16 protein-coding genes and 4 pseudogenes are annotated in these 17,585 nt (G+C 36.8%); 10 read left to right on the top strand and 10 right to left on the bottom strand.

Features of this window, described 5'->3' with window-relative positions; all coding sequences use genetic code 11:
- Positions 1 to 265: 265 nt before the first annotated feature.
- A complete protein-coding gene (locus JCM21714_RS19720; RefSeq protein WP_158413467.1) occupies positions 266 to 562 on the top strand; it encodes a hypothetical protein in 297 nt (98 codons plus the stop codon).
- 407 nt (positions 563 to 969) lie between these two features.
- Here the strand turns inward: JCM21714_RS19720 and JCM21714_RS05170 are convergent, their stop codons facing one another.
- From JCM21714_RS05170 to JCM21714_RS22765, 7 genes and pseudogenes are all read right to left on the bottom strand, one after another.
- Positions 970 to 1,419 (bottom strand): hypothetical protein, encoded by a 450-nt coding sequence (locus JCM21714_RS05170; protein ID WP_035722354.1) that lies wholly within the window; start codon positions 1,417 to 1,419, stop codon positions 970 to 972.
- A 277-nt stretch (positions 1,420 to 1,696) separates the two neighbouring features.
- Positions 1,697 to 1,966: a Ger(x)C family spore germination C-terminal domain-containing protein gene (locus JCM21714_RS22780; RefSeq protein ID WP_035722351.1), complete on the bottom strand. Its 270-nt coding sequence runs from the start codon at positions 1,964 to 1,966 to the stop codon at positions 1,697 to 1,699.
- Positions 1,927 to 2,868, bottom strand: coding sequence for a Ger(x)C family spore germination protein (locus JCM21714_RS05160; protein ID WP_035722349.1), 942 nt, complete (start codon positions 2,866 to 2,868; stop codon positions 1,927 to 1,929). The genes JCM21714_RS22780 and JCM21714_RS05160 overlap by 40 nt, the downstream gene beginning before the upstream one ends.
- A gap of 1 nt (position 2,869) precedes the next feature.
- A pseudogene (locus JCM21714_RS05155) lies at positions 2,870 to 3,921 on the bottom strand (GerAB/ArcD/ProY family transporter).
- Between the two features lie 47 nt (positions 3,922 to 3,968).
- A complete protein-coding gene (locus JCM21714_RS22775; RefSeq protein ID WP_268748290.1) occupies positions 3,969 to 4,295 on the bottom strand; it encodes a spore germination protein in 327 nt (108 codons plus the stop codon).
- Positions 4,296 to 4,302: 7 nt separating this feature from the next.
- Entirely contained in the window at positions 4,303 to 4,428 is a 126-nt protein-coding gene (locus tag JCM21714_RS22770; protein ID WP_268748289.1) for a spore germination protein, read from the bottom strand.
- A gap of 10 nt (positions 4,429 to 4,438) precedes the next feature.
- Positions 4,439 to 5,457: pseudogene (locus JCM21714_RS22765) on the bottom strand (spore germination protein).
- Positions 5,458 to 5,767: 310 nt separating this feature from the next.
- On the opposite strand from JCM21714_RS22765, the gene JCM21714_RS05140 reads away from it, so the two are divergent.
- From JCM21714_RS05140 to JCM21714_RS05110, 7 genes and pseudogenes are all read left to right on the top strand, one after another.
- Positions 5,768 to 6,067, top strand: coding sequence for a hypothetical protein (locus JCM21714_RS05140; protein ID WP_035722345.1), 300 nt, complete (start codon positions 5,768 to 5,770; stop codon positions 6,065 to 6,067).
- A complete protein-coding gene (locus JCM21714_RS05135; RefSeq protein WP_035722343.1) occupies positions 6,064 to 7,581 on the top strand; it encodes a solute symporter family protein in 1,518 nt (505 codons plus the stop codon). The genes JCM21714_RS05140 and JCM21714_RS05135 overlap by 4 nt, the downstream gene beginning before the upstream one ends.
- Positions 7,574 to 9,364 (top strand): LytS/YhcK type 5TM receptor domain-containing protein, encoded by a 1,791-nt coding sequence (locus JCM21714_RS05130; protein ID WP_035722339.1) that lies wholly within the window; start codon positions 7,574 to 7,576, stop codon positions 9,362 to 9,364. Before JCM21714_RS05135 ends, JCM21714_RS05130 begins: the two co-directional genes overlap by 8 nt.
- A 37-nt stretch (positions 9,365 to 9,401) precedes the next feature.
- On the top strand, positions 9,402 to 10,136 hold the full coding sequence (locus JCM21714_RS05125) for a LytR/AlgR family response regulator transcription factor (protein ID WP_035722336.1): 735 nt from the start codon (positions 9,402 to 9,404) through the stop codon (positions 10,134 to 10,136).
- Positions 10,137 to 10,413: 277 nt separating this feature from the next.
- Positions 10,414 to 10,695 carry a DUF4212 domain-containing protein gene (locus tag JCM21714_RS05120; protein ID WP_035722407.1) on the top strand — a complete coding sequence of 94 codons (282 nt, stop codon included), beginning with the start codon at positions 10,414 to 10,416 and terminating at the stop codon, positions 10,693 to 10,695.
- Between the two features lie 71 nt (positions 10,696 to 10,766).
- Positions 10,767 to 12,477: pseudogene (locus JCM21714_RS05115) on the top strand (sodium:solute symporter family protein).
- 31 nt (positions 12,478 to 12,508) lie between these two features.
- Positions 12,509 to 12,970, top strand: a complete 462-nt coding sequence (locus tag JCM21714_RS05110) for a hypothetical protein (RefSeq protein ID WP_052000394.1) — start codon at positions 12,509 to 12,511, stop codon at positions 12,968 to 12,970.
- Between the two features lie 145 nt (positions 12,971 to 13,115).
- Here the strand turns inward: JCM21714_RS05110 and JCM21714_RS05105 are convergent.
- Both JCM21714_RS05105 and JCM21714_RS05100 read right to left on the bottom strand, forming a co-directional pair.
- Positions 13,116 to 14,457, bottom strand: a pseudogene (locus tag JCM21714_RS05105) (amino acid permease).
- A 68-nt stretch (positions 14,458 to 14,525) separates the two neighbouring features.
- Complete coding sequence (locus tag JCM21714_RS05100; RefSeq protein ID WP_035722333.1) at positions 14,526 to 15,161, bottom strand: LysE family transporter; 636 nt, start codon at positions 15,159 to 15,161, stop codon at positions 14,526 to 14,528.
- Positions 15,162 to 15,291: 130 nt separating this feature from the next.
- On the opposite strand from JCM21714_RS05100, the gene JCM21714_RS05095 reads away from it, so the two are divergent.
- Positions 15,292 to 15,972, top strand: a complete 681-nt coding sequence (locus tag JCM21714_RS05095; RefSeq protein WP_035722331.1) for a reverse transcriptase-like protein — start codon at positions 15,292 to 15,294, stop codon at positions 15,970 to 15,972.
- A 424-nt stretch (positions 15,973 to 16,396) separates the two neighbouring features.
- On the opposite strand, the gene JCM21714_RS05090 is transcribed toward JCM21714_RS05095, so the two are convergent.
- Positions 16,397 to 17,131, bottom strand: a complete 735-nt coding sequence (locus tag JCM21714_RS05090; RefSeq protein WP_035722328.1) for a nuclease-related domain-containing protein — start codon at positions 17,129 to 17,131, stop codon at positions 16,397 to 16,399.
- A gap of 94 nt (positions 17,132 to 17,225) precedes the next feature.
- On the opposite strand from JCM21714_RS05090, the gene JCM21714_RS05085 reads away from it, so the two are divergent.
- Positions 17,226 to 17,585, top strand: coding sequence for a nuclear transport factor 2 family protein (locus JCM21714_RS05085; protein ID WP_035722325.1), 360 nt, complete (start codon positions 17,226 to 17,228; stop codon positions 17,583 to 17,585).

Here is a 17,585-nt window from a genome sequence, read left to right as displayed (position 1 = left end):
TTAATATTGATTTACGTAATTGTACATAAACGTCAATTTGGTCTAACTGTATTATTTCTGAGTTTTTCTGGAATGGTATATACAGCAGAATTTTTTGTGCTAATCCTCGGAAACAGTTATGTATATTATCCAGAAGTGTTCCATGTTCCATACTACGATAATGTATTAGGGGGCAATCGTCTCCAATCTATTTGTTATTCCTGTTTTAGGATTAGTAGCCGCTGTCTATCAGCTACGCTTACGCTGGCTGATATTTTTTGCAGTTGTGTTAGTAGGTGTAGAATGGTTGTTTGAGTCGCTGAATATTTATCATTCAAATTGGTGGAGAAAAGAGTATACATTCATTGCCGTTATTTTTTTCTTTTTATTATCAAAGTTCTGGATGCGTGCTCTTAGAATAGGTACTAGGTGGACACGGTTTATATTGTTATGGATGCAAGGATCTGCTGCTGTAGGTACCGTAATGTTTTTCATGTCTGTTGCTTCCATTCGTCACTATGAAATTGGTTTTTTTGAAAATGTTTATCGTGATGACATTTTTTTTCAGCGATTATGGGTTTAATAAAAAGTTTAATCTTTGTTGGTGGAATTATGCTTATCAGAAAGTTCCACTGGCGTTTACTGGCACCTATTTTGGTCTATGGAATTGATGTATCATTACATTACTTAGGTGTACTCGTGGTTGAAATACCATTTTACCTTTATTCCATTATATATATCATACTGGCGATATTATTACTTTACTGGACTCAGTATGCTTACGCTTTTATAAAAGAAAAATCCGAATGATACAAATTCTATGAGAGTTTGTTATCATACGGATTTTTAATTGCATAAAGGTAAGATGATGCGTAGTAATCGAATATTTATAACCATGGATTTAAGAGGTCATTTTGAAAGGAAGCATAGCTGTTAAAGCCGCTTCGGTTTGTTAAGCAGTAAAGTCAAGTCATAATTACATCATTGCTTCTATTGCCTTTTTCTTATGATCCATTGTAATAGTATCCCTATCAGAAACCCAGGTAGTACACTTAGTATTGGCAGCCAAATAGGTCCCAATAGTACCTCGAAGATAGTGAATTGTGGTGAGTAGATTGTACCTACAGTAACAAAGTAAGCAGCAAATACAAATGGTAAAAAAGAATAGGGCTTCCTACCACCACCAGCATCTCGGTAGGCATCCCACATCGCAAAGAAATATAAACAAGGGTAGAACAGAAGCCACTGATAGTCAGCATGTTCAATAGCTTTATCAATTTCTCCATAAAAGCTGTAAAGTAATACAGTGTTGAGGTTTGACTGCACATTGACTATAATCTCGAGAACAATAAAAATGATACCCTTTAATATTTTTTTATTTAGTATTTGGCCAAATCCAGGTAGTGCGATACTCCATAATAAAACTTCAGTTGCCTTCACATTGTTTTTCCTTTCTAAAGGGATATGGATAATATATTAGTGAAATGTTAATAAATCATAATCAAACCTTCTATATATCGACATCATGCCATTTTATTAAGTGAGCAAATCAATCTCTACCATCCTTTTTCCAAGGGGGATCTCCTGTTTTATGTAGCGATCGATTTATTTTGTGAATAACATAAGGCACTAGGAAGGTAAGTAACGTACAAATTAATATTAGTGTGCCTGGTAATCTACCTAGTAAGTTTTCCCACATCTGTTTTCACCCTTTTCTTTAATCCTTTGCTTTATCCGAGGATCCAATATTTCGTAACATGGTATTTACAGATACTTCTACTGAACTCTTGGAAAATAATAGTTCTCCGTACTCCCAATTATTCTCTATTTTTTTCCAATCGTCGTAGTGCTTTTGTCTTATAAGTGAACGAAAGCCAAGAAAGTCAACTTGCAGTTCATTCTGCGCCTTCTCCACGGTAGTGTTAACAAGCTGTTCTATTCTTTTATTTATACTTTTCTCAATATCATTAATATAGGATTGATCCAAAAGTGATTTACTTCCGTACATTTCGGCGATGGACCTTCTGTATCAATTGCTATTGAAATTTTTATATCCTCAGGATTGGCAGTATTGATGTTTATGGTACTTTTCGCATCACTGATTTCATAAATCATCAGCTTATTATCAATATAAAAAGTAAGTGCACCATTTTTAATCTTTCCTTCTATCAATTTATACCCTTGTATATCCTCACCTTTAAGTGTTCCAACTTGTTGATCAGACTTTCCGTCAAATACAGCAACCCCATCATAATTAATATTTCCCTCCATTAATGATATGGACGGGATCAGATAACTATTATCATCCAGCAAATATTGATGCACCAACCCGATCGTAACAGGGTCAATTAATTCTAAAGATTTTATGTTGTTTTCTAAGATAGTGTCAATGAATCTGGCTGGGATATCTTCCGTTTCCGTTCGAACATTTAAAAGTTCACTTGCATCGCCATCAGAGATGATCACTTTAATTTCTCTGCGAATCTCGTGATCCCGAATAAAACTATCTAATACACTGGAGAAATAATCTGGATCCCTTGCAATCTCTGGAGAGACGATTAAAATCTGTAAGTGCTCATAATTTGGAATTCTATTTGTAAGGCTTAACATCTCTCTGGAAATTTGAAACGCACTTTGTCCGGTAACTGATAAATTTTCGTATGCTTTCTGTTCACTACTACCACCACTCATTTGCCCTGGATTGGAAATTTTAGATGGAATAACAAACTGGTTTGTCAGGGTAATTCGATTTGTCTCCCCTATGCCCTCCTCCGCTTTATCGAGAGCACTTCCAATTACAAAACTTCTATCATCAATGGGTGTTTCATCCCAACACCCTGAAAGAAAAATCACTAAGCCGAAAACCAGTAGTATACGATAATGTTTCATGTTACTTTAATCTCCTTATCTTAGCAATTACGAATAATAATAATGTAACGAAAATCGTATAAAAAGTAGTACTATAGCTGACAAAAGTACCAAATGAACTGACTTCCGTTAAATCCTGTGGATACATGCTGATCATATATATAATGGGAGAGATGAATAAGATCACTTTTATTTTAGTTGTTTTTGTAAAGATTGAATTCAGTGCAAATACGGTTATATCTAATGCCATTGTTGTTGTATTAAAAATTGCCATGATCCAAATAACAAAAAAATCGATTCAAACCTTTCTAAAATACCCCCCCCTGGAATGATAACTGTTTTTGCTAACTCCACCGTGGAGTAGTGCAAATTGGATGTTGCAGAATTACCGAAAACAAGAATGCAAGTAATATAAAGTAACAAATATAAAACAATAGGAATAGATAGACCAAAAACAGCCAATTGAGCTGTCTTTTCTGGTTTTCTTACAAGTGCAATATAAAACCATAGAATTCCGAATCCTGCATATGATAAAACACTTTGTTTCACTCCTTCTACATAGCCACTAATACTAGTTTCAAAAGCTGGCAACAAATGTCCGATATTAAACCATTTAATGTTAAAAACAATTACAATTATTGCAATAACTAATACAAATGGCAGAAACAATGCATTTAATCGAAATAAACCGACTCTGGAATTTGCTACGGCATAAATAATTATTAGGAAGAAAGTAAGCGAAATAACCTCAATAGGTGTTTCTCTTAATAAGTAATGCTTTGAAATATCAGCTATATCGCGAATCTCTAAAGCGGTGATATTCAGTGATATAGCTGCAAATAGAAAGGTTAAAAGAATGGCTACAGGTTTTGTAACAATCAAGGACGAAAATGTTAGAAAAGATTGATTTGGAAAGCTTGAAGACAGCTTAGCGACAGACCAAGTAATAATTATTGTTATAATTCCTCCGATTAAAAGTGATATCCAGCCATCTGCTGCCATCGTAACACTAGCAACTTTCTGTGGAAGGGAAATAACACCTATACCTATGATAAAGGAGGGAACAGCTACCATTATTTGTTTATCCGAAATGTGTCCATCTGCATAGTCAAATTGCTTCATTAGTTTTTCTTCCTATCTGTTGATTGTGTATCATTTGTTTTCATGTACTCAGGGCGTTTCGTTAATACAGGAACGGGAGCACGGAAAATAAGATCTTCCCAATCCTTAAAGAAAGTTGGCGCAAATGGAACTGAAAAAGGAACACCAATACTTTTCAGATTTACAATATGAATATTAATCATGATATATCCAAGTATGATTCCATATAGTCCGAATAAGCCAGATAAAATCATAAATCCAAATAGAATGATTCTAAATGCTATCGCCATACTGTAGGAAGGCAGAGAAAAAGATGCGATCGCATTTAGTGCAATGATAATAACCATAATAGGACTAACGATCCCCCGCCTGAACAGCAGCCTCTCCGATAACTAATCCTCCAACAATACCGATAGTTTGTCCGATAGTTTTAGGTAATCTTGCACCAGCCTCTCGCAATAATTCCATCGTTCCAGCCATAAGAAATGCTTCAACAAATGGGGGGAAAGGGTACACCTTCTCGGGATGCTGCAATGGAAAATGCTAAATCCGAGGGTATCATGCCAGGATGATATGAAACTAAAGCAATATATAAGGATGGAAGGAAAATGGCAATGAATGCAGCGATATACCGTAAGACTCTCAGCAATGTTCCAATTGTCCATCGTTCATAATAATCTTCAGGTGACTGTAAAGTATTTCCAAATGTAGTTGGCGCAATTAAACCAAACGGGGGGGTACCATCCAGCATGATGACAACCTTCCCTTGCAAGAGTGCTGCGGAAGCTTTATCAGGTCGCTCTGTATTCAAAATTTGCGGAAAAGGAGAAAGAAAACTATCCTCAATCCACTGCTCAATAAACCCCCCCGATTCTGGTGCATCATCCATATCTATGGAGTCAATTCGCCTTATGACTTCCTTTAAAATGTCAGGATGTATGATGTCATCAATGTAGGCCACAACGAGGTCTTTTCTTGAGCGTCTGCCAATTTGAAATGTCTTCAATCGTAAATTTGGATCTTGGAGGTATCGTCGAATCAAAACGATATTTGTACGTAAATCTTCTACAAAGCCCTCTCGAGGACCACGAATTACTGATTCTGTCACAGGTTCTTGTATCTTACGTTTTTCCCATCCTTGTGTTTCTATGACAAATACTTTATTAATACCATTCAAATAAACAACGGTACTTCCACTTAAAATCGCACTTATAACAGCTTCTACGGTATATCCTACTTCAAGAGTAGAAGTAGATAACAGTTGTTCGTTTAATTCCTTAAAAAGAAGTTCACTACTGTCAGGAATTTGCTTTTTTTTTTTGTTACTTGTTGTATTTTTTCTATTATATTATTTCGCACATATGTATCATCTACTAATCCTTCAATATAGACAATCGCACATTTATGAGGCGAATTAAGGACGGCGAAATTTCGAATAATTAAATCATCAGGTTCCTCTAATAGTCGTTTTATGTGATCTAGATTGGTTTCTATGGATGCTGTTAACATACCCTCTTTATTTTGATCTGGCTTCTTTCTTCGATTAATAATAGATCGTATATCTATTTTAACCACCTCTAGTTTTTTAAAATCTCTTCTTTTTTTCCCAAACTTTCCGTGTTTTTATACTAAAATATCAAAAATAGAGGGTGTATTTTTCTATTCATGATCCTATTGCGGATCTTTTATAAATCCATACTATAGTAAGGTTTTGTTATCTACTTGAATTATTAGTTGAATTGACGAAAATATACATACTGCCTTATAATTTGATTACGTAACCCACCTTAATAATTAACCTATTCAAAAGGAGTACGATATGATTAACACTTTTAAAAATGTAACCGTTTCCGAACAGGAAGTTCTTATAAAGAAAAAGCATCGCATTCTATTTTTTGTGGCAACTTTGATCATATTTTTTTATCTGTTTATACCATTAATTTTAACTGCCCTCATGAAAGAGATACCAGATAATTTTCTTTTTTTTGCATGGGTATATGTCATTTTGTTATTTATTATGACCTGGGGAATAGGGGTCTGGCATTATTCTTTTATAAAGAAATATGAACTTATTATAGAAGAAAGTGTAAGACAAACCGATTCAGGAGAGGGAATATGAATTTTACTTATTTTATATTTTTCGTGGTGATTGTGATTGGTACACTCGTCATTACCCATTGGGCAGCAGAAAGAAGTAAAACAGCACATCAATTTTATGTAGCAGCAAATAGTCTGACCGGAATGCAAAACGGCATGGCCATCGCTGGTGACTTTATTAGTGCTGCTTCGTTTCTTGGAATTACCGGATTAATTGCACTTTATGGTTATGACGGATTCTTGTATGCAACCGGATTTTTATGTTCCTACGTGATTTTATTATTATTAATTGTCGAACCAGTTCATCGTCTTGGTAAATATTCTGTAGCAGACGTTATCTCTGCTCGATTTCCAGGCAATCGAATGCGCGCGTTTGTGGCCATTAGTGGCATTAGTATATCGATTCTATATATGATTCCGCAGCTAGTTGCATCAGGACTATTAATTCGACTCTTACTTGGAGTGGATTTTCGAACATCGGTTGTCATTATTGGTATTTTAATGACTGTTTATGTGGCATTTGGGGGGGGAATGGTTGCAACGTCATGGGTGCAAATTATCAAAACGGTATTATTAATGGGTGGAACATTGCTCGTTGTATTAATTTTACTTTCATGGATGAATTGGAATATACCAGGACTTATCAAACAAGCAGTTGAACAGAATACATATGGGGGGGATGCATATTTCTACCCGGGCAATCTGTTTACACATCCGGTCGAAAAGGTGTCGCTTACCTTGACATTACTTCTTGGTACATCGGGTTTACCACATATACTCATACGTTTTCTCACTGTTAAGAATGGAAAACAGGCTCGGTTATCCGCGATGTCTGCTTCATGGATCATCGGCATTTTTTATTTGATGACACTTATTTTAGGAGTGGGGACAATTGCCCTTGTAGGCAGTGAAACACTAACAGCGTCAGCCCCCCCAAGCGGTAATTTAGCGGCATTGTTATTAGCTGAAGCTATTGGAGGCGACTTCCTGATTGCCTTTGTAATGGCTGTTGCGTTTGCTACGATCATAGCTGTGGTAACAGGGTTAATCTTTGCCGCTACGTCTTCTTTTGCTCATGATATTTATTATCATCTCTGGAAAAAGGAAAAAGTAAATGAAAAAAAGCAGCTTCAAGTAGCTCGTATGGCAGCTGTTGTCATTGGGATAATATCGATTCTCTTATCGATTGAAATGGAAGAAAGTAATGTGGCCTTTCTTGTATCCATTACCTTTGCAGTAGCGGCGTCTACGATATTTCCGTTACTTTGCTATACATTTTATTGGAAACGGTTTACCAGGACGGGTGCTTATGCCACGATAATAACTGGGTTTTTATCATCTATCATACTAATTATTACTGGCCCGGAGGGTTTGGCTATCTCCCCCCCACTTGCTAATCCTGGTATTTTAACTATTCCTTCTGGCTTTGTTGGAGGAATAATTGGCTCACTGGTTAGCGAAAAAGACAAAGAAGGCTATCAGGATTTGCTGATAAAGATGTATCGTGATAAACAGGAGGCAGTATCGCATGATTGATCTTACGATTGTTTTATTCGAGAGGATCGGACTACTTTTATTGGCCGTCTTTATGTTAACTCAAGTACCAGGTTTTCGGTCCTTGCTTGATCGCGATATGGCAATTGATACTGTCATCTATCTTAGTGTGGTCTTTGGAATTATAGGAATATTAGGAATCCATACCGGTGTGTTAATTCAAATAGAAACAATGGTGCTGGAATCACGCATAACAGATGTTAGTACAGATGAGGTGTTAATAGGATTTAGTATGGTGGTGGTTATGATTGCAGGTCTGCTTGGTGGACCATATGTTGGGCTTGGCGCTGGAGTCATTACTAGTTTTTATCTTTCCTCTTTAGGTGGTGAGGCATGGATTGCCAATAGTTTAATTAATCCTCTAGCAGGATTAATCACTGGATGGACAGGACAATTCTTCTCAGAAGAACGGGTAATTGCACCAGAAAAAGCTCTATTTATTGGTATGTTTCCGCCTGTATTACATATGGGTATGTTGTTAATATTTATTTCCGATCAGCAAACTGGTGTAGAACTTGTTAATACAATCGGTATTCCACTCGTCGTTACTAATGCGATAGCACTTGCCATTTTTACAATGATGATACGTGCTGCTTTAAATGAAACGGAAAGAGAAGCTGCAATTGAAACGAATCGGGCCTTATCGATTGCAGAAAAAGCTCTGCCGTTGCTTCAGGATGCATCGTTAATTTCAAATGCTGATAAGATGGCAACGTTACTTTACAATGAATTAGATGTTGCTGCGATTGCTGTTACCAATAAAGAGAGGGTTCTTAGTCACGTTGGTCTGGGAGATGATCACCATCGACAAGGGGGGGAACCGTTAAAAATGAGACTTTCGCAAAAAGCGCTGAATACAGGGAATATCCAAGTGGCATACGATCGAGGAGACATTCAATGTCGATATGATCCATGCCCGCTTAAAACAGCAATTATGATTCCTGTATTTCGATCTGGTGAAATTATTGGTCTGATTAATTTATACTATCGCAACTCTCAACAGATTAGGGCGGTTGAAATTGAGTTAGCTAAAGGATTAGGAACAATTATATCCAATCAAATTAGTGGGGGGGTCGAAGTTGAGCGAATGAAGGAATTATTAAAAGAGGCTGAAATACGAAATCTCCAGGCTCAGATTAATCCCCATTTCTTATTTAATACATTCAATTTGCTACACTCTTTGATGCGAGTAAATCAAGAGAAGGCGCGTCATATCTTGATCCAGTTAAGTCAATATATGCGGGCGAATTTAACCATTGCAAGCAAATCGCTTATATCCTTGGGAACGGAGCTAGAACATGTGAATGCGTATGTTGAAATTGTAACTGCCCGGTTTATGGATCAGTTAATTGTAAAGAAAACAATTGATCAAAAACTAGAAGATGTTCGAATACCGCCGGCAACTCTGCAACCGCTCATCGAAAATTGTATTCAGCACGGCTTAAAGGATAAACAAATGCGAGGAACAATCGAATTAATTATTAAAAGAGAAAAGGATTGGGTCTATATTGAAGTGAAGGATAACGGTATCGGTTTCTCAGAGGATAGAATTAATCTTCTTGGAACTAAACCTCTTGAGCAAACACAAGGAAGTGGGACTGCCTTATACAATATAAATGAACGATTAAAGGGAATTATTGGGGGGGGAGAAAGCTGTCTGCACTTTCGTAATCTCCCGGACAAGGGAAGTTCCGTATCGTTTAAGTTACCTATCTCTAAAGTAGACATCCCAGAAACGGCCACTTCAAAATTTGTTAAAAATTAAGTGGCGGGAGTAATCATGAAGCCGAGGAGTGAAAGAGATGAAGATTCAAGTTATGATAGCAGAGGATGAGCGTATAGGACGTGAAGAATTGATCTATCTGCTGGAGCAGGAAGAAGATGTGAATTTATATCCAAGTGCTGAGAATGGCAATCAATTATTACAATTTTATCAAGAATATAAGCCAGATGTTTTATTTCTGGATATACATATGCCAGGTCTCACGGGTTTAGAAGTTGCTGAAACCCTTCAAAGTGACGTTGCTAAAGGCCCGATTATTGTTTTTACTACGGCTTATGATATATATGCAGTACAGGCGTTTGAACTTCAAGCGACAGACTATTTACTAAAACCTTTTGATAAAGCTCGGTTTGCAATAACGATGACACGTGTCAGAGAGGAACTGGCGAAAAGAGAAAGTAAAAAGCCTAAGGTAAACAAGCTTATTATTTCAACAGATAAAAAAATGATTGTACTCGATCCATTGCAGATTGGTTATGCTGTAAGAGAAGGGAGACATGTTCTTCTTCATACCTTAACGAATGAAGTAATTGAAACAAAGATGAATCTGAAGGAATTGGAAGAAAGGCTACAAAACTTTCCCTTTTATCGTCCCCATCGCAGCTATCTTGTAAATTTGGATGCAATAGACGAAATTACCCCATGGTTTAATGGTGCGTATAATATTGTAATGAAAGATAAAGAGAAATCAAAGATTCCAATGAGTAGAACGATAGCAAAAGAGTTTCTTGATCTGTTACAAGGCTTATCTTAACCATTCAGACAACTAAGACGACATTTCGAACGACAATCCCTGCATTTTACAGAGAATTTATAATCCCATATGTAATATTTAATATACTAAATACAATTGTTAGAGTATTTAGTATTTTTTATTGGTTCTTAGTGGATGGGCTTTGAATCAATAAAAGGTTAGAGTCGCTGCAATGAGCTGAGTGAGTTACATATTATAACCCGGAAAATTGTAAGCGGTTTCTATCGTGCTGATACTCTAACATTTAATAAAACAAGAGAGGATGGGTGAAAAGCAAATGAAACAAACACTCAATGAAAAACAGAGGTGGTATTGGAAGAAAAACATCACGTTGATTTTAAGTTTACTGGTTGTTTGGGCGATAGTTGCCTTTGGTGGTGCAATACTTTTTGCTGAACCACTATATCATGTCCGTTTTTTAAATGTGACGTTATCTTACTGGATTGCACATCAAGGAGCGATTCTTGTATTTATTTGTTTAATTCTAATATATGCACTTCGAATGGATAAACTCGATAAGAAATATAAAGAAATAATGAACGAAGGAAAGATGGAATAATAGAATAATAGAATACTTATCATATTGCTTCATTGATAGACTCAGTACACGTTGATAATAGGAGGGATTATATGAGTGTAGAAGCTATTACAATTATTCTAGTTTTAATTACGTTTGCTATCTATACAGCAATTGGCTGGTGGTCAAGGGTAAAAGATACTTCCAGCTTTTATGTCGCTGGGCAGAATGTTCCAACAGTAGCTAACGGTGCTGCCATTGCTGCCGATTGGATGTCTGCTGCATCTTTTATCTCCATGGCAGGTCTTGTAGCATTTCTTGGCTATGATGGTACGATTTATTTAATGGGATGGACCGGTGGATATGTGTTATTGGCATTATTGCTTGCACCATACTTGCGTAAATTCGGCAAGTTTACTGTGCCTGACTTTATCGGAGATCGCTTTTATTCTAATGGTGCGCGCTCTGTAGCTGCAATAGCCACGATTTTTATTTCACTCACTTATATATCAGGACAGATGCGTGGAGTAGGGATTGTCTTTAGTCGTTATCTCCAAGTAGATATCGTTGTTGGTGTTTTAATTGGCATGGCAATTGTAGGATTTTTTGCCTTGTTAGGTGGTATGAAAGGGGTAACCTGGACACAAGCGGTTCAATATTTTGTTATCATTATTGCCTTTCTCATACCAGCTGTGGCGATATCATTACAGTTAACAGGGAATCCGATTCCACAATTAGCTCTAACCACAAGTGACATTGTCGATCGGTTGGGACAAATTCAAATAGACCTTGGTATGACGGAATATATGGCCCCCCCTTTTACTAATTTGTCTATGTTAAATGTTTTTATGGTTACGCTGGCTTTAATGGCGGGAACTGCTGGACTTCCACATGTTATTGTTCGCTTCTATACTGTGAAAAGCGTACGTGCGGCTAGATGGTCTGCTGTGTGGGCAATTATATTTATTGGCTTATTGTATTTGACGGCACCTGCTGTTGGTGCATTTGCTAAATATAATCTTATTGATACCATCGCAGATAAACCAATAGAAGAGGTACAGAGCATTGAATGGGTTAGTAAATGGGAAACCACTGGATTATTACAAATAGATGATCAAAATGGTGATGGAGTAATTAACTTCACAGGTGGGGAAGATAATGAGGTAGTGATTGATGGTGACATTATTGTACTATCCACACCAGAAGTTGCAAATTTAGCGCCTTTTATTATTGCTTTAGTTGCAGCGGGTGGTTTAGCTGCAGCATTATCAACGGCATCAGGTTTGCTTATTACGATGACAAGTGCCGTCTCTCATGATATTTATTATCGAATTTTTAATAAATCCGCATCAGAGGCACAAAGGCTGCGTGTGGGTCGAATTACTTTATTAGTTGCACTTGCTGTTGCCGCATATGTTGGTATAAATCCACCTGGGTTTGCGGGTGAAGTGGTAGCACTTGCTTTTGGATTAGGGGGGGCAGCAAGTCTTTTCCCGGTCATTCTTTTAGGAATTTTTGATAAGAGGATGAACAAAGAAGGAGCAGTCGCTGGTATTATTACTGGCTTAAGTTTTACATTAATCATGATTGGGGGCAATTCTTTCCCCCCCGTCGATTATTGGAACAGACGAACCAATTCTTAACAGCTTTTTCGGGATTAATGCCCAGGGTGTTGGAGTAGTTGGTATGATTCTTAACTTCATTGTTAGTTTTATTGTTTCAAGAATGACGCCGGAGCCTCCGTTAGAAATACAGCAATTAATAGAAAATGTTCGGGCACCAGAATTAGATGAAGTGGAAACAAAGACGGCAAGTAATGAATAAAAGAAGTGATTGAGGGAAAAGGAGGGAATTTATGAACTGGACCTTGATTCTAGGATGTGTGGTCATATTATTATTTCTTCTCCATCCTTGGATGAATATTAAAACCTTTCAAAAGGTGATAGGAATTACGTTGTTTTTGGAAATATTCTATATCATTGGACATTACGTAATGGCATGGCCATTTCCTACTCCGATTGTAATGGGACAGTTGTTTGTTGTATCTGGATTAGGAGTAGCATTAGGAGTGTTTTTCTCGAAAATTTGGCCGTTGCCCCCCCTTGAAAAAGGTTTTGAGCGTATCATTCGGACTTTTCTACTCGTTATTCCAGCGCTTGGTTTCGGTATGGGATTACAAATTCTTCTGCAGGGAGCGTTTGCTACACAGGCGATTTACTTAATTTTTGCATGTGCTGCATGGCTTGGATCAGGTAGATTTGTACGGGAAGAAAAAATAAGAATGGTTTCAAATAAAGAAGTAAAAGGTTGTGCCTAGTAACAAAGGAAGGACAAAACAGATTTGATAAAAGTGAAATCCGAGTGATAATGCGAATTCTGCGATTAGAATGCGTTATCGTTCGGATTTTTCAATTATCTAAAAGGCAGATAACGTGTGTGCTTATTTTGAAATGCATACTATGCTAACAATTGCTTCCCGCTTTCTTATTTCTCCCGAACTTCATTGTAAATAAACCGATCACTCCAAGAATACATAAACTCACCCAAAAGCCTGGACGAATACTTTTTTCCATTAAAGTGCCTGATATAGCTGTTGTGATAAATAATAACCCTATAAATGCTATTACTTTATTCTTGAATTTAATCCCATCTAATACTCGTATCGACGAAATAATAATAAAAGCCCAGTTGTATAATAGTAATATTCCAGCTGCGGTCGTGATATATTCATATATCTTCCCTGGAAGCAATAAGGCTGTAATGATGGAAGCGGATAAGCCAATGGTTGCCAAGATTAATGATGGCAATGGTAAATATTTAATTTTTTTAATTTTCTTGGAAAATAATTTAGGTGCATCCCCATCTTTGGCAAGTGACACTAATAATACGACAACACCGAACAGGGCTGCTGTCATCGTGGAGAATCCCGCAATAATAATTGCTCCATTAAATAAATGGGGGGAAGAATGCTAGGGAATAGTCAGATAAGGCGGTCACGAACGGACTTTCCTTGGGATCAAACTGATCTACAGATACCATTGTCACTGCTAACCCTATTGAAACAATATAAATGATTGTTAAGAGACCTAGCATCACTTTTCCGGCTTTAGGAGCGTCTTCCTTTTTCTTTAAGCGAATGGCCATGAGTCCAATCACTTCAATGCCGCCAAACGCATAAAAAGCATATATAAGCGATGCCCAAAATCCTCGATAACTGCCAGTAAATAACTTATCTAAACCAGAAGGTATCCCAGGTGAAGAGGAAGGTCCACCAGATATCCCTCCAGAAATGGTCACGATGGCAATGATAATAAACATGATAATCGCAGCGGTTTTAATCACCGCCAAAAAATCCTCGATGCGATCAAAACCTCTTGTCCCGAGTAAAATGACAAGAATCGATAAAACGGCATAAATCGTTGCAAATATCCAGAGTGGAACTTGAGGAAACCAAGCTTTAGTTAAAATAGATAAGGCAATTAACTGACTGCCCATAATCAGAATACTGGAGCACCAATAATTCCAGCCACAGCTAAATCCAGCCCATTTGCCATAAGCCTTTTCTGCATAATAACAGAATGAGCCTTCCTGTGGGTCTGCAGCGGTCATCTTTGCTAATAAATTAAAGACGATATAGGTGCCTATAGCCGCCAGCAAAAAGGAAAAAACGATAGAAGGGCCTGTTAGCGAAATCCCGATACTTGATCCAAGAAAGTATCCTGTTCCAATCGTACAGCCGACACCGGTTAAGGCTAATTGCCACCATGCTAATTGATTGGATGATTTATGAGTGGAATGAGGCATGGAAAATTCTCCTTATCAATAATTTTTGTGTGAAACGAAATTAGTATTTGATAAAGAGAATGATTTCATTATAAAAATTTTAAAATTAAGTAAAAAGCTTGATAACCAAAGTAAATAGCAAACCCGATAAGTGAAAGTCCGGTGACAGTCGAGATTGTTTTAAGCGTTTTAGGAGAAAACATATGACGTGAACTGCTCGAAACTGCAGCCATTGTAACATCCCAGATCATCAGTCCAATTATAATAGCAGCCCCCCCATACCAAAATAAGTGGAAGGTATCATACTTATTAATGGTATTGGCAAGCACCGACCCATAGATGCCTAGCCAAAATAAAATCGACAAAGGGTTACTAATCGAAATCAGGAAACCTGAGCGAAAGGTTTTCGATAGAGATTCCTTTGTTCTCTCATCTGTGGATGCAATTGTTTTTGATGATAGTAAACTTTCCACTCCTGTGTAAAATAAAACAAATGCACCGAATGACCATAAAAATGTTTTCATAAAAGGTGTTTCTAAAAAATGTACGACTCCAAAAAATACGGCAACAATGAAGATGATTTCAGCTATAAGTGCTCCTAACCCAATCATCCACGAGTGCCAAAATCCATTTCTAATACCCTGATTGATTTGTGCCGCATTAATCGGCCCAAGTGGTGCTGCCAATGATAAACCTAAAAAGATATAACTGAAAAATACTGCCAATTGTTTCCCTCCCTGCAAATAGCTTGTACTACAATTATATTTTGAGAAAATACAGATATGTCTGAGAAGTTTCGATGTTGTATAATACAAGTCAGGCAATGAGATACTTTTAAAAAGGAGGTCAGTTAAAATGAAGGTCAAATTAACATTAAGCTATCAAACACCAAAAGGAGTCGAATGTTTTTTTGAGTCTAATTTTTTGCTTCCAGAAGCAGCGCTTGCTATCGCAGAAGATTTGGAGAAGTTGCATCGTGTAAAAGAACTGAATTTAGAAGACGAGTATGATACCAACTGGACGATGAAGGAAATCAAAAAATATCTTACTGAGATTGAAACAGAGCCACACAATATAACGGTTTATTTTGATGGTGGATATGATATAGACGCGAGAAAAGCTGGTCTGGGCTGTCTCATTTATTATCAACTTAATGGATCAACTTATCGACTTCGTAAAAATGCACTACTGGAAGAAATTGAAACCAATAATGAAGCAGAATATGCAGCCCTTCATTTTGGAATAAGTGAATTAGAGGAATTAGGGGGGGTACAATATATGCCGGTAACCTTTATCGGTGACTCCAAGGTTGTGATCAATCAATTAAGTGGAGAATGGCCATGTTTAGAGGAAAGTTTGACGAACTGGGCAGATCGTATTGAAAAGAAATTGAATCAACTAGGTATCATACCTAAATATGAGACAGTCTCACGTAAAGATAATCGTAAAGCAGATCATTTAGCAGCACAAGCGTTAAAACAAATAGAAATTGATAGCACAAAAAAATTAAGTAATCGTGAAAAAGACTTAATATAATAGATGCTATTTTTTGCTATCCTTACGTGAAATATCTTCTTCGTCTTCCATATTCTATCTTAAAAAATGTATATGTTGTTAAGAAGCTGTAAGAAATACAAGAAGAGCGGTGTGAAATGCAAGAAGAGCAGTAAAAATGCAAGAAGAGAAGATTTGTATGAGAGCAGAAAAAAGCAAGCGATAGAAAATTCAGATGATTTTCTATCGCTTGTACTCATTAAACCAATTTTTTAGATTGTACGTCCTAAATTTAGGTCCTCCATTAGTCTCCACACCCAATTTTCTCAAGATCCGAGATATAGTAAAAGGGGGGGAGTCTACTAGTAAAAACCATCTAGCTTGTTTGTTATTGATGTAGTAACCAAATAAGGAAACAAAATCATATAGTGCAAAAAGGTGTGCATTCTTATCACGATGCACACATTTACTGCAAGTCCAAGTCCCCGTGCGTCCAGTGCATTACTATTGGTTTGCAATTTGGACAATATACACCGCGTCGGATGTTTTGCAAGATCTCTCTTGTGGGTTCCAAAAAAGTTATGCGACGTTCTTGATGTAAATCAATTAATTTTTTGCTTAGATGTAACAACTGATCCATTTCATAGATACGTTCAGAATAGGAGGAAACAAACTTTTGTAATTGAAAAGGGAACTGCTGAACTGTAATAATATCAGGATGTCGAAAAGATAATTGAGCTTGATTATGAGTAAAAATCGCCAGAGTGTGTATAGGAATGTTTGTATAGCCGAGGGTTGTTAACAGGGACTGAAGCTGTGCTTTTTGCAGATTCGCTTGTGTTAAAGGATGTTGGTATACTTTTTCTTCTTGATCCTTTAATTGAATTAATTGATCTGATTCATTGATGAAGAGCTTTCCCTTAAGATGTTTTATTTCTGTAATCAAAATAAAAGAAGGAAATAAGAATAATCCATCTATTTGAAAGTAATGGTCATTATGTTGCAGTCGTAGTCCGTATATATCATAATGGGAGTCGATGTCACTAAGGTCTACATAATACGGTACACTTTTTTCACCAAGGTAACCGGATAATTCGCGTCGGAATGAGTCGAAGGTATCGGGAGGAATATCGAGGTAGCGTTCCTTCATTACTTCTAATTGCAGTAAATGTTCTGTTTTTTTCGGAGGTTTTAAAATCAATTAATCTTCATCACCTTTCCTATAAATTTCCTCTTCATTATAACAAAGAGGGGGTACTGTGGTATACTAATTTTTAAAAAAGGGAGTGTAAAAATTGGAAGCAAAAAACCAACAATTTTTCAAAACATTTAATGAAGCCTTTGTTAAAGGTGATATAGAAAATATACTAGGTAGTGTAACGGACGATATTGTTTGGCGCATGGTAGGAAATGATACGATTAAGGGGATAGATGTACTGGAGCATGCGCTGCAGGGTATGGATAATGGCGATGAATTTGAGTTGGAAATAGAACACATAATTACCCATGGAAAAGAAGCCGCTGTAAATGGAATCATCCATTCTACTAATAAAGATGGAGAGCAGCGTCATTATAGTTTTTGTGATATATATAAGCTTAATAAACACAAAGATGGCAAAATTAAAGTGATTATCAGCTACGTATTGGAGATCTAA

This window comes from Gracilibacillus boraciitolerans JCM 21714, assembly GCF_000521485.1.
Taxonomy (GTDB): domain Bacteria; phylum Bacillota; class Bacilli; order Bacillales; family Amphibacillaceae; genus Gracilibacillus; species Gracilibacillus boraciitolerans.
The sequence above is the reverse complement of the archived record's forward strand: the minus strand, read 5'-3'. Positions and strand labels throughout refer to the sequence as shown.

What these genes read in the sequence shown, in the direction of transcription:
- JCM21714_RS05160 (WP_035722349.1), bottom strand. Translation starts at nt 2,868, where the DNA reads ATGAAACATTATCGTATACTACTGGTTTTCGGCTTAGTGATTTTTCTT.
- JCM21714_RS22775 (WP_268748290.1), bottom strand. Translation starts at nt 4,295, where the DNA reads ATGGTTATTATCATTGCACTAAATGCGATCGCATCTTTTTCTCTGCCT.
- JCM21714_RS22770 (WP_268748289.1), bottom strand. Translation starts at nt 4,428, where the DNA reads ATGGCTGGAACGATGGAATTATTGCGAGAGGCTGGTGCAAGATTACCT.
- JCM21714_RS05140 (WP_035722345.1), top strand. Translation starts at nt 5,768, where the DNA reads ATGATTAACACTTTTAAAAATGTAACCGTTTCCGAACAGGAAGTTCTT.
- JCM21714_RS05135 (WP_035722343.1), top strand. Translation starts at nt 6,064, where the DNA reads ATGAATTTTACTTATTTTATATTTTTCGTGGTGATTGTGATTGGTACA.
- JCM21714_RS05130 (WP_035722339.1), top strand. Translation starts at nt 7,574, where the DNA reads ATGATTGATCTTACGATTGTTTTATTCGAGAGGATCGGACTACTTTTA.
- JCM21714_RS05125 (WP_035722336.1), top strand. Translation starts at nt 9,402, where the DNA reads ATGAAGATTCAAGTTATGATAGCAGAGGATGAGCGTATAGGACGTGAA.
- JCM21714_RS05120 (WP_035722407.1), top strand. Translation starts at nt 10,414, where the DNA reads ATGAAACAAACACTCAATGAAAAACAGAGGTGGTATTGGAAGAAAAAC.
- JCM21714_RS05110 (WP_052000394.1), top strand. Translation starts at nt 12,509, where the DNA reads ATGAACTGGACCTTGATTCTAGGATGTGTGGTCATATTATTATTTCTT.
- JCM21714_RS05095 (WP_035722331.1), top strand. Translation starts at nt 15,292, where the DNA reads ATGAAGGTCAAATTAACATTAAGCTATCAAACACCAAAAGGAGTCGAA.